Annotated in this window: 11 protein-coding genes and 1 pseudogene; 7 read left to right on the forward strand and 5 right to left on the reverse strand. The window is 57.7% G+C overall.

The features are described from left to right. Positions 1-37: 37 nt before the first annotated feature. The 3 genes from ABIE61_RS07595 to maiA all read right to left on the reverse strand — a co-directional run bounded on the left by ABIE61_RS07595 (position 38) and on the right by maiA (position 2,562). Positions 38-736, reverse strand: coding sequence for a fumarylacetoacetate hydrolase family protein (locus tag ABIE61_RS07595; protein ID WP_354408151.1), 699 nt, complete (start codon positions 734-736; stop codon positions 38-40). Positions 737-814: 78 nt separating this feature from the next. Beyond that, positions 815-1,777, reverse strand: a complete 963-nt coding sequence (locus ABIE61_RS07600; protein WP_354408154.1) for a cupin domain-containing protein — start codon at positions 1,775-1,777, stop codon at positions 815-817. A gap of 143 nt (positions 1,778-1,920) precedes the next feature. Beyond that, positions 1,921-2,562 (reverse strand): maleylacetoacetate isomerase, encoded by a 642-nt coding sequence (maiA, locus tag ABIE61_RS07605; RefSeq protein WP_354408157.1) that lies wholly within the window; start codon positions 2,560-2,562, stop codon positions 1,921-1,923. A 116-nt stretch (positions 2,563-2,678) separates the two neighbouring features. On the opposite strand from maiA, the gene ABIE61_RS07610 reads away from it, so the two are divergent. Next, positions 2,679-3,599, forward strand: a complete 921-nt coding sequence (locus tag ABIE61_RS07610; RefSeq protein ID WP_354408160.1) for a LysR family transcriptional regulator — start codon at positions 2,679-2,681, stop codon at positions 3,597-3,599. A 39-nt stretch (positions 3,600-3,638) separates the two neighbouring features. Here the strand turns inward: ABIE61_RS07610 and ABIE61_RS07615 are convergent, their stop codons facing one another. After that, positions 3,639-4,544, reverse strand: coding sequence for a LysR family transcriptional regulator (locus tag ABIE61_RS07615; protein ID WP_354408163.1), 906 nt, complete (start codon positions 4,542-4,544; stop codon positions 3,639-3,641). A 134-nt stretch (positions 4,545-4,678) separates the two neighbouring features. On the opposite strand from ABIE61_RS07615, the gene ABIE61_RS07620 reads away from it, so the two are divergent. The 6 genes from ABIE61_RS07620 (at position 4,679) to ABIE61_RS07645 (ending at position 10,766) form a co-directional block, all read left to right on the forward strand. Further along, positions 4,679-5,662, forward strand: a complete 984-nt coding sequence (locus ABIE61_RS07620; RefSeq protein WP_354408165.1) for a 2Fe-2S iron-sulfur cluster-binding protein — start codon at positions 4,679-4,681, stop codon at positions 5,660-5,662. 65 nt (positions 5,663-5,727) lie between these two features. Beyond that, positions 5,728-6,984, forward strand: coding sequence for an aromatic ring-hydroxylating dioxygenase subunit alpha (locus ABIE61_RS07625; protein WP_354408168.1), 1,257 nt, complete (start codon positions 5,728-5,730; stop codon positions 6,982-6,984). Between the two features lie 3 nt (positions 6,985-6,987). Then, the gene (locus tag ABIE61_RS07630) at positions 6,988-7,458 is read left to right on the forward strand and encodes an aromatic-ring-hydroxylating dioxygenase subunit beta (RefSeq protein ID WP_354408171.1); all 471 of its coding nucleotides are present in this window, start codon (positions 6,988-6,990) and stop codon (positions 7,456-7,458) included. 19 nt (positions 7,459-7,477) lie between these two features. After that, on the forward strand, positions 7,478-7,792 hold the full coding sequence (locus ABIE61_RS07635; protein WP_354408174.1) for a non-heme iron oxygenase ferredoxin subunit: 315 nt from the start codon (positions 7,478-7,480) through the stop codon (positions 7,790-7,792). Between the two features lie 73 nt (positions 7,793-7,865). Then, the gene (locus tag ABIE61_RS07640) at positions 7,866-8,828 is read left to right on the forward strand and encodes a TAXI family TRAP transporter solute-binding subunit (RefSeq protein WP_354408177.1); all 963 of its coding nucleotides are present in this window, start codon (positions 7,866-7,868) and stop codon (positions 8,826-8,828) included. A 24-nt stretch (positions 8,829-8,852) separates the two neighbouring features. Next, positions 8,853-10,766 carry a TRAP transporter permease gene (locus ABIE61_RS07645; RefSeq protein WP_354408180.1) on the forward strand — a complete coding sequence of 638 codons (1,914 nt, stop codon included), beginning with the start codon at positions 8,853-8,855 and terminating at the stop codon, positions 10,764-10,766. 311 nt (positions 10,767-11,077) lie between these two features. Here ABIE61_RS07645 and ABIE61_RS07650 read toward each other — a convergent pair. Further along, positions 11,078-11,203 (reverse strand): annotated as a pseudogene (locus ABIE61_RS07650) (IS5/IS1182 family transposase); the annotation flags it as partial.

Below are 11,203 nucleotides of genomic sequence, written 5' to 3' on the forward strand. Positions count from 1 at the left end.
TGGGGCAGATAGCGGCACGTTGGCGGGTCAGACTGGTTTATTTGTTGATAGTCAGTTCGATCTCGCCGACACTTTCGATGCTGCCGGTGATCTTGTCGCCGGCAACAACCGGGCCGACACCTTCAGGGGTGCCGGTGTAGATGATGTCGCCCGGCTGCAGGTGGTAGAACCTGGACAGGTGCTCGATGATCTCGCGCACGTTCCAGATCAGCAGATTCAGATTGGATGACTGCTTGGTTTCACCGTTAACGGCCAACTCGATCTTGCCTTCGCTGACGATGCCGGTTTGGGCCACAGGTACTATCGGTGAGAGGATCGCAGACTCTTCGAAGTCCTTACCCAGATCCCAGGGACGGCCCTGCTCACGCGCTTTCAACTGCAGGTCGCGGCGGGTCATATCCAGACCGCAGGCGTAACCCCAGATCAGCTCGTCGGCATCTTCCTGGGACACTTCAAAACCCGCTTTGCCGATGGCGACCACGAACTCCATCTCATAGTGGTAGTTCTCGGTCTGCGGCGGATAATCGATAGCCGCGCCAGACTCGACCAGGTAAGCCGGGTGCTTGTTGAAGTAGAACGGCTCCTGCTTGCTCTTATCCACAGCCACACCCATTTCAGCGGCGTGGGCAAGATAGTTACGGCCGACGCAGAAGATGCGGTTAACCGGAAAAGTCTCATCGGAACCCTGGATCGGAGCCAGAACCGGAGCGGGTACGGGGAATACTGTGTTAGCCATGTTGGGTCTCTCTTAATTTATGAAGTCGGGTCATTGGATTGCGTGCAACTTCCCCCGGCCGCGGCCAGGGGACGGCGATCAGAAAATGCCGAGATATTGATGCAGCGGCGCTTCGTCGGCAGTTATGAAGAAGGCCGGTTCAGTGCCGGATGCATTACTCAGGGTGATATCGCTGTAACCCGGCGCGCTCAGGGTGTCTTTCTCCACCCAGTTGAGCGCTGCACCGTCCTCGACCTGCAGCGTGCCGGCACCTTCAACCGCGTGGAAGATGCAGGCGGTGGTGCGCTTTGGCAGGGTGATGGTTTCACCTGGGCGCAGCATGATGGCGCCGAAGCCGATGCTCGGGAACAGGCTGGCGCCGGTCTCTGGGTTGACGTAGCTGGTCCGAAGCAGACCCTCTGCGTAGTCCGTTGCCATCTCGGTAAGGCAGGCGCGGGTCTTGCTCCAGGGGTAGCGCAGCATCGGCGCGTTTTTGTTCTCACGCTGGAAGTTCAGGTTCGGTACCACACCGGCCGCGCTGTAATCGGCAAAGGATTTATCCCGCGCTTTTACATCCTGCTGCGGCTGGCCTTCCATCGCCCAGGAACCTTCGAGCGAGTAGATCAGCGGCAGATCGAGCACATCCAGCCAAACTATGGGGCCTTCGCCCTCATGGTGGTGTTCGTGCCATTTACCGGCCGGGGTCAGGATCAGGTCGCCACGGTCCATGCGGCAGGGTTCGCCGTCTACGGTGGTATAGGCGCCCTCGCCTTCAACGATGATGCGCACCGCGTTGGGGGTATGTCGGTGATTCGGCGCAGTCTCGCCCGGCAGGATCAGCTGCAGGCCCAGGTAGATGCTCGGCGTGGCCTGCATGTTGGTGAGACCATGGCCGGGGTTGGCCAGCACCAGTACGCGGCGCTCGGCCTTCTCCATCGGTGTCAGTTCACCGGCCTGGATCAGGAGCGGGCGTACTTGCTCATAGCGCCAGTTGAGGGTCTGCGTATTGCGGGTCGGAACGCCATAGGGCAGCACCGCACGCATGCTCGGCCACAACGGCACGAGGTTCAGGTCGGTGAGGTCATCGCGGTATTCCTGTGGAAGCTCTTCCAGTGTGCCCAGAGACTGCATCGTTATTATCCTCGTCTTGGGTGAGTCGTCATTATTTGGGGTCTTTGTTCTTTAACGTTGATCAGCTGCTGTTGTTAACCGATGTAATCCGGCTGATTTTCCGGCGCTGCTTCTTTAAAAGCCGGATGCTGCTGACAGTGTTCGTAAATCGCCATCACGTGCTTGTAGGGGCTTAGATCGCAGCCGAAGCGGGAAGCGTTGGCCACCTGAGGTACCAGACAGCAGTCCGCCAGTGTCGGCTCATCACCGAAGCAGTAGGCACCATGGCCGTGCCGTTCCAGCAGTTTTTCCGCAGCAGCGAAGCCTTCGGCGATCCAGTGGCAGTACCACTCTTTTTTCTGCGCGTCGTCGGCACCCAGGTTATTCACCAGGTAACCTAGAATCCTCAGGTTGTTCACCGGGTGCATATCGCAGGCGATCAGGTTGGAGAACTCCAGCACCCGCGCCTTGGCCAGCGCTTCCCGTGGAATAAGGCAGCAACCTCCATGAGTGTCATCCAGATACTGAATGATCGCCATGGACTGGCTTAGGGAAACGTCGTTATCGTCCACCAGCACGGGCACCCCCCTGGCTGGGTTAACCTGCTGGTAATCCTCGCTGCGCTGGTCACCGGCTCGCAGGTTGATGCCCTGATAGTCGTAGCTCAGCCCTTTGAGCGCCATCGCGATACGCACGCGATATGAGGTGGAACTGTTAAAGAAACTGTAAAGCTGCATCTGGCTTTCCTGTCGTTCGTTGCTTTATAGCGATGGAGCCATTATTGTCGAGCCAACCTATATCGACTAATGATATGTAAACATGCTCCCATACCGATTTTGACATGGGTAATATCATGGACTGGACACGACACATACGCCTGAAGCATCTGCCGCTGCTGATCACTCTCGGCAATACCGGCAGTCTCAGTGAAACCGCGCGGTTGACCTATACCACCCAACCCTCCCTTTCGCGCTGGCTTAAAGAGCTGGAAGAGGATGTGGGCGGCGAGCTGTTCGAGCGCCACGCCCGGGGGCTTCGCCCCACGGCACTGGGCCACATGCTGATCGCCCATGCGCGCCGCATTCAGACCGAGGTAGAGCGCGCGCAACAGAATATCGAGGCGGTGCATGAGGGCGCGGCCGAGAGTGTGGCCATTGGCACTTCCCCCGCATCGGCACCCAGTTTTGTGCCGGCGGCCATCGGCCACTTTCTGGAGCTGCACCCCCGTTCCAAGGTGCAGGTGCAGGAAAACACCATGAACGCCCTGTTGGCGAAGTTGAAACTGGGCGAGCTTGATGTGGTGGTGGGCCGGCTGGACAACTATCGCCCCTCGCTGGAGTTTCGCAGCGAACAGCTCTACAGCGAACGAATCCGCGTTGTATCGCGTCTGAGCCATCCGCTGGCCCAGCGCGGCAAGGTGAGCTGGGATGACCTTTACGACTACGACTGGATCGTCTGGCCCGACGGCACACCGATCCGCACCAAGCTGGATGCAGCGCTAACCCGGGCCGGGCGCAAACCACCTCGCTACCGGGTAGAGTCCACCTCCCAGGTCGGTAATCTCTGGTTGCTGCAATACACCGATATGATCTCTGTTGCTTCGGAGCGGGTGGCCAATCATTTCAATGATCGCGGTCTGATGGAGCCGCTGGATATCGATATCGACAGCGACGAGGGTTCGGTGGGTATGTGCTGGCGTGAAGATGTGCAGGACGAACCAACCATGGTGGATCTACTCAACAGCTTCAGAGAGTCGTCCGCCCGCTTTATCTGAGAGCGGACTTATCTCTGCACTGATTTCTGTACTGGCCTGTCACTCCGAAAACAGCTGGAACAGCAGATTGCGCAGCCAGATATTGCCGGTGTCCTGGTGAAAGCGCCGGTGCCAAAACAGGTTTATCTGTGCAGAAGGTAACTGCACCGGATGCGGATGGGCCACCAGCCCCAGCTTGTCGGCAGTCTGCAGCGCAAGTTTCTCCGTGACTGTGGCGATCAGGTCGGTTTCGGCAACGATATAGGGCGCGGACATGAAGTTGGGCAGATTCAGCCTGACGATTCGGTTGACGCCGCTGCGCTTGAGCAGCTCTTCGATACGGCCGTGGCCGGTACCGCGAGCCTCGATAACGATATGCTGAGCACTGGAAAAACGTTCCAGCGTTAGCTCCCCCTGTGCTAGAGGATGATCTCTGCGCATCAAGCAGACGTAGTCCTGATCAAATAGACGGCGCTGATAGAAACCCGCGTCCAGCTGCGGCAGCAGCCCCACCGCCAGGTCCACGGCACCCGCGCCCATCTCCTCGTTCAGAGAGCGGCCGGTATCACGTACGGTACTGATGGAGATCTGAGGCGCATGTTCCGCCAGATGGGAGATCAATCGGGGCAGCAGGTACATCTCGCCCAGGTCAGTCATGGAGATATGGAAGGTACGATCACTTTTGGCGGGGTCGAAACGCTCTTCGAAATTAAGCCCGTCCTGCAGGGTGCTGAGGGCATAGCCCACCGATTCCGCAATATTCTCCGCATAGGGTGTAGGGCGCATCCCTCGTGCAGTGCGTTCAAACAGCTCATCGTTCAGCACCTTTCGCAAGCGGGCCAGGGCGTTGCTGACAGCGGGCTGGGACAACCCCAGCTGCTCAGCCACTACGCCTGTCTTACGCTCCCGGTACATCAGCTGAAACACGATCAGAAGATTCAGATCGATATCCTGCAACCGAAGCATCAGTCACCTCGCATCATTCTTGTTATTAGTTTCGTGAATTATGATTATTCCGGATCTTTTATATCTGAATATCATTCGCCTGCCTATAGTGATTTCCACGTCATCAACGAGCCATAGTTACGGAGCGATGGACGATGGAAGTGCGTATAAAACCAATAAACAAGACGCTTACCGCCGCCACCGGCACCAGTCTGCTGGACCTGCTGCGCGATAATGAAGTCCCGGTGTCGTACAGCTGCCTCTCCGGCCGTTGCGGCACCTGCCGCTGCAAAGTGATCAGCGGCGAAGTGAAAGGCCCGATCGCTGCCGAAGGACGCCTGGCCAGCAACGGCCAGTATGTTCTCGCCTGTCAGAGTTCTGTCGAAAGCGACTGCGAGATAGAGATTCCCGAACCGGATGAAGTGATTATCCACCCCACAAAAACACTTAAGGCGAAAGTTACCGCCTTTGAGGTGCTGGCTGACGATGTCCGCCGCCTGCGCCTTAAAACGGCCAAGCCGCTGGAGTATTCACCGGGTCAGTACGCCAACCTGACCTTCTGGAAAGAGGGTACCCGCGCCTATTCCATGGCGGGGCTAGCTGAGGATAATGAACTGGAGTTTCACATCCGCCTGGTACCCGGTGGCCGCGTGACTTCGCAGCTGGATGAAAGTATCAAGGTGGGTACCAAGCTGAAGCTGAATGGTCCGCTGGGCGCCTCCTACCTGCGCCGCAAACATGAAGGCCCGATGCTCTGCATCGCCACCGGCACCGGCCTCGCGCCGATCCTGTCGATCTTGCGCGGGGCGCTTGAATCGGGCATGCAGAACGATATCCACCTGCTGTTTGGCGCCCGCACCGAAGCGGATCTTTACGGCCTCAACTATCTGAATACGCTGGCCGCCGACTTCGCCAATTTTAGCTACCAGATCTGCCTGAGCCACACCGGTGAGCACAAGCAATTCCGCCTGGGGCTGGTTACCGATGTGTTGGCGGAAGATTTCACCGACCTCAGCGACTGGCGCATCTATCTGGCCGGCGCACCGTCGATGGTTGAGGCCGCCTCGCTAGCTTCCACCAAGCGTGGCGCTAATATCGATCACATCTATGCAGACGCGTTTTATCCCAGCGGGGTTTAGTCAACGGCCTGTCGCCCCCGCTGCATAACAAGAAACCTCAGAATAAGCATAAGAAGGTAAACAAGATGAGCAACGAGACTCACATCCCGATGCGTCCGGTCTGGGATCAGCCGGATACAAGTCGTATTCCCTTCAAGGTTTACACCGATGAACAGACTCATCAGAAGGAACTGGAGAAGCTGTTCTACCAGAACCACTGGTGCTATGTCGGCCTGGAAGCCGAAATCCCCGAGCAGGGTGACTTCAAGCGCACAGTAATCGGCGAGCGTTCTGTCATCATGGTGCGCGGCGCCGATGGCGAAATCAACGTGGTCGAGAACGTCTGTGCCCACCGCGGCATGCGTTTCTGCCGCAAGAAGCATGGCAACGCCAAAGAGTTTGTCTGCCCTTATCACCAGTGGAGCTACGATCTCAAGGGCAACCTACAGGGCGTGCCTTTCCGCCGCGGCGTGAAGCAGGACGGTCAGATCAAAGGCGGTATGCCGAAGGACTTCAAACCTGCTGACCACGGTCTTACCCAACTGCGCGTGGCCCAGCGTGGCGGCGTGGTGTTCGCGACCTTCGATCTCGAAGCCGAACCCTTCGAGGATTTTGTCGGTCCGGAGATGCTGCATTACTTCGACCGCATGTTTAACGGTCGCAAGCTCAAGCTACTTGGCTACAACAAACAGCGTATCCCCGGTAACTGGAAACTGATGATGGAAAACATCAAGGATCCTTACCATCCGGGCCTGCTGCACACCTGGTTTGTCACCTTCGGTCTCTGGCGCGCGGATAACCGCTCCGAACTGAAGATGGACAGCCACCACCGTCATGCAGCGATGATCTCCACCCGTGGCGAAGGCGGCAAGAACGCCCAGACCACCGGCGTCAGCAGCTTCAAGGAAGAGATGAAGCTGAACGACCCGCGCTTCCTCGATGTGGAAGTGGAACCCTGGTGGAACGGCCCCACCGCCGTGATGATGACGCTGTTCCCCAGCGTCATCCTGCAGCAGCAGGTGAACAGCGTCAGCACCCGCCATATCCAGCCCAACGGCCATGACTCCTTCGACTTCGTCTGGACCCATTTCGGCTACGAAGACGACACTGAGGAGATGACCGAACGCCGCCTGCGTCAGGCCAACCTGTTCGGCCCGGCCGGTTTTGTCTCCGCCGATGACGGCGAGGTGATCGAGTTTTCCCAGGAAGGCTTTGAACAGAAGCCGTTCCACCGCTCCCTGGCGGAGTTGGGTGGCCGTGAGATCGAGGAAACCGATCACATGGTGTCGGAAACCCTGATCCGGGGCATGTATGAATACTGGCGCAAACAGATGGAGGACTAAGCAATGAACATGGAAATCTACCTGCAACTGACACAGTTCTACCAGGAATACGCCGCCAACGTGGATGCCGCGGAGTGGGGCAGCTGGATCGAGATGTTCACCGACGATTGCACCTACCGCATCCAGGCCCGGGAGAACCACGAGCGCAACCTGCCGATGGCGGCACTGTCGCTCGACGGCAAGGGAATGCTGAAGGACCGTATCTACGGCATCACCGAGACCATCTTCCACGATCCGTACATGCAGAACCATGTGGTATCGGCGCCGCGTATCAAGTCGCTAACGCCTGAGCTGATCGAATCCGAGGCCAACTATGCCGTGTTCCGCACCAAGAACGACGGCATCGCCCAGGTGTTCAATGTGGGTCGCTACATCGACCGCATCCGCAACACCCCGGATGGCCTGAAGATCGAGTCGCGCATCTGTGTATTCGACAACGACATGATTCTCAACTCACTGATCTACCCGATCTGAGCATTGGCCGGAGGTATTTATGAGCGACAACTGGATCAAAGTAACCGCACTGGACGACATCCCCGATGACGATGTGATCGGCGTCTCCGTCGAAGGCCGTCAGATCGCCCTGTACAAATATGAGGGCGAAGTGTTCGCCACCGATAACGTTTGCACCCACGGCCAGGCGCTGCTGAGCGACGGCTTCCTTGAGGATGGCGAGATCGAATGCCCGCTGCATCAGGGCCGCTTCTGCATCAAGAGCGGCAAGGCGATGTGCGACCCACTCACTGAAGATGTACGCACCTACGACACCCGTATCGACGGCGAGGAGGTGCTGCTGCTGATCGCCTGATCACTTACGTAGAGAAAGAACAGAGAAGAGAGAATACCCAGCAACATAACAATAAAGACTCTGGAGAATAATAATGAAACGTACAGTTCTTGCTGCCGTAGCCGGCCTGTCGCTGACCCTCGGTGCCAACCTCGCCTCTGCCCAGATGCTCTCGTTCGCGTCCCCTCCCCAGGGGTCGGTGTGGAACACCATGAGCACCGCCATGGCCAACGTGGCCCGTTCCGAGCAGAACATCAACGCGCTGGTGCAGCCGTTTAGCGGCAACCGCGCCATGATGGATGCGGTGGACCAGGGTATGGCCGAGTTCGCCATCAATGACGTTAACGATGTGATCGTCGCCGTGCGCGGCGAAGAGGACTACGACGACCGCCAGCGTAAAAACCTGCGCGTGGCCTTGCGCATAAGTCCGCAGCCGATCGGCATTTTCGTGCGTAAGGATTCAGGTATCGACAGCATCGCTGACCTTAAGGGCAAAAAGGTCGCCGGCGGCTGGAACGCCTTTCCGCTGGGACGTCCACACATGGCGGCTATGCTCGCCACCGGTGGCCTCGGCTGGGACGATGTGGACCCAGTGCCTGTACCTGACCTGATCCGCGCCGCCGATGCTCTCTCTTCCGGACGCCTGGACGCTACCTACTTCGCTGTGGGTGGTCCGAAAGTGGCCGAGGTCGATGCTTCAGTTGGCGGGGTGAAGTTCCTACCGGTGAAATCCGATGGCGAAGCCAACGATGCCATGGCGAAAATCCGTCCGGCATTTTACTACTCAGAGGTGAAACCTGCGCCGCACTATGCAGGCGTCGAGCAACCAATCGAGATGGTTACCTGGGATAACGTGCTTGTAGTCGGTGCCAAGGTATCCGACGAGCAGGTTTATCAGATGGTTTCCGCCGTGCTGGAGAACAAGGAGAAGCTCAGCGACCTGTTCCCTGGCTTCAGAAACATGACCGTGGATACCCCGCACAAAAGCTACCCCTCCCTTGAGTATCACCCGGGCGCCGTGCGCTACTTCAAGGAGAAGGGACTCTGGCAAGAGTAACCGGTTGCCGTCAGGAGGTCTGTCATGAGTGATCATATATCCGTTCATGAACCCAAGGCACTGAAAGCGATAAGGACCCTGCTTGGGTCCCTTATCGCCCTTGCCGCTATCGCTTACGCATCCGATCTGTTCAGCCGTATCGGGCTGGCGATCTATACCGAGCAGTACCTGGCCGTGGTGCTTGGCATCAGTCTGGCACTGGTATTTCTCAAACCCCAGGCCAATCCGACCCGGCGTGGCATGGATGCCTGCGTAGCCGTTGTTGCCTTTATAGCGGGGCTGTATCTGGCGGTGCAATACCCGATGCTGGTGGAGCGGCAACTGGATATGCCTCCGGCGGCACTGACTCTTTCCGGCCTGTTCTTCGTGCTGGTGCTGGAAGGGCTGCGACGTGTCATCGGCATCACGCTGGTGATCGTGGTGCTGGCGTTTCTCACCTTCGCCCTGGTGGGGCATAACTTTTCAGGGCCCTTGCAGACCCGGCAGATCGATCTGGACCGACTGATGGTCTACGTCGGTATCGATACCAACGGCATGCTGGGCCTTACCCTCAGTGTGGCCGCCACCATCGTGATCGGTTTCGTGCTGTTCGGCCAGTTGTTGCTGCGCTCCGGCGGCGTCGACTTCTTCAACGATATGGCACTGAGCCTGATGGGCCGTTCCAAAGGCGGCTCTGGCAAGATCGCCACCATCGCTTCAGCCCTGTTTGGCTCCATCTCCGGTGTGGTGGTCTCCAATATCGTCGCCACCGGCGTGGTGACCATCCGCATGATGAAGCAGGGCGGTTTCAAGCCGCAGACTGCCGCCGCCATCGAAACCGTGGCTTCAACGGGTGGGCAAATTATGCCGCCGGTGATGGGAGCGGTAGCTTTTCTGATGGCGGAGTTCCTGCAGATTAGCTACTCCGAGGTGGTACTGGCGGCCCTGGTACCTGCGGTGCTTTACTATGCCTCACTCTATATCCAGGTGGATCTGGAAGCGGCCAAAGAGGAAATCAAGAAGATCGACCCGGCGCTGATCCCGTCAAAGAAGAAGGTGTTCGGCCAGGGCTGGGTCTTTGCGATTCCGTTTGCTGGTGTGATTGGCGCGCTGTTCTTCTTCAACCTGAGACCTGAAACCGCAGCCCTCTGGGGCGCCCTCGGCGCACTGATCGTAGGCCTGGTGCGCGGCTATAACGGCAAACGCATGGGGCTGGCCGATATCCGCGATGCGTTGGCTGAAACCGGTCACTCCATTGTCGATATCATCATGATCGGCGCGGCAGCGGGCTTTATTATCGGCATCCTCAACGTCACAGGTCTCGGCTTCGGCTTGACCTACGCGCTGGTTCAGCTCGGTCAGGGCAACCTGTTCCTGCTGTTGGTGATCGCCGCTGCGGTCTGCATAGTGCTAGGCATGGGCATGCCCACGGTGGGCGTGTATCTGCTGCTGGCAGTATTGGTTGCACCATCCCTGGTGCAGGTGGGCGTCGAGCCGATCGCCGCACATCTATTTATCTTCTATATGGGCATGATGTCGATGATTACCCCGCCGATCGCCATCGGTGCTTTTTTCGCCGCCAGTATCGCCAAGGCAGACCCGATCAAAACCTCGTTTACCGCCATGCGACTGGGCTGGACGGCGTACATTATCCCGTTCCTGTTCGTCACCTCCCCGGCACTACTGCTTATCGGTAACCCGATCTCGATAGCAGTAGCAGTGATCTCGGCGCTGATCGGCGTCTGGGCGGTGTCTGTGGGCTTTGTCGGCTACCTGGGTTACAAACGCAAACTGGGAGCCCGACTGGCGTTCATGATCGCCGGAGCCCTATTCCTGGTGCCGCTGTCAGGAGAAACCGAACTGCTGATTACGGCACGCTTAGCAGGTCTGACGATCCTGGCGCTGCTGATAGGATTTTTCTGTACCGAAAAAGGCCGACTATCAGTTCGTACGGAGTAAGCCCCTGGTTAAAAATCACTTGCACAAAAACCCGGGCGGTGTACCGGGTTTCCTTTTGTTTGAGCCTGAGATCAGGCCACTAGTTGGATTTCATACTATTGGGACGCAGTGCGTGAAGCAGGATTTGGTAGAATTTCCATGGCATTTCGCGTTGACCAACTGTGACTGGAAAACGACAAGGCCTAGGGAAGCTACGAATAAGTCCGATCCAAGGCTCTGAAATGTCGTTATCACCGCCTCAGAGGCGAAAATTCAACACTTTTAACCCTTTTTAACCAGCTGCAATCACCTTTTCAGGCAGTGCAGGCAGATTAACCCTGTGCTCTCAACATCTGGTCCACCCGCACAACATTGGCCAGCGCGAACAGCATGGCCAACTTGCAGTCGTTTTTCTTCAGGCCACGGTAGCGGGCTTTTACAAAACCAAACTGGCACTT

Source organism: Marinobacterium sp. MBR-111, from assembly GCF_040547585.1.
GTDB classification, from domain to species: domain Bacteria; phylum Pseudomonadota; class Gammaproteobacteria; order Pseudomonadales; family Balneatricaceae; genus Marinobacterium; species Marinobacterium iners.

Bases quoted from the DNA above. Each gene is read 5' to 3' on its own strand.
- ABIE61_RS07635 (WP_354408174.1), top strand. From the start codon at position 7,478: ATGAGCGACAACTGGATCAAAGTAACCGCACTGGACGACATCCCCGAT.
- ABIE61_RS07625 (WP_354408168.1), top strand. From the start codon at position 5,728: ATGAGCAACGAGACTCACATCCCGATGCGTCCGGTCTGGGATCAGCCG.
- ABIE61_RS07620 (WP_354408165.1), top strand. From the start codon at position 4,679: ATGGAAGTGCGTATAAAACCAATAAACAAGACGCTTACCGCCGCCACC.
- ABIE61_RS07645 (WP_354408180.1), top strand. From the start codon at position 8,853: ATGAGTGATCATATATCCGTTCATGAACCCAAGGCACTGAAAGCGATA.
- ABIE61_RS07630 (WP_354408171.1), top strand. From the start codon at position 6,988: ATGAACATGGAAATCTACCTGCAACTGACACAGTTCTACCAGGAATAC.
- maiA (WP_354408157.1), bottom strand. From the start codon at position 2,562: ATGCAGCTTTACAGTTTCTTTAACAGTTCCACCTCATATCGCGTGCGT.
- ABIE61_RS07615 (WP_354408163.1), bottom strand. From the start codon at position 4,544: ATGCTTCGGTTGCAGGATATCGATCTGAATCTTCTGATCGTGTTTCAG.
- ABIE61_RS07595 (WP_354408151.1), bottom strand. From the start codon at position 736: ATGGCTAACACAGTATTCCCCGTACCCGCTCCGGTTCTGGCTCCGATC.
- ABIE61_RS07640 (WP_354408177.1), top strand. From the start codon at position 7,866: ATGAAACGTACAGTTCTTGCTGCCGTAGCCGGCCTGTCGCTGACCCTC.
- ABIE61_RS07610 (WP_354408160.1), top strand. From the start codon at position 2,679: ATGGACTGGACACGACACATACGCCTGAAGCATCTGCCGCTGCTGATC.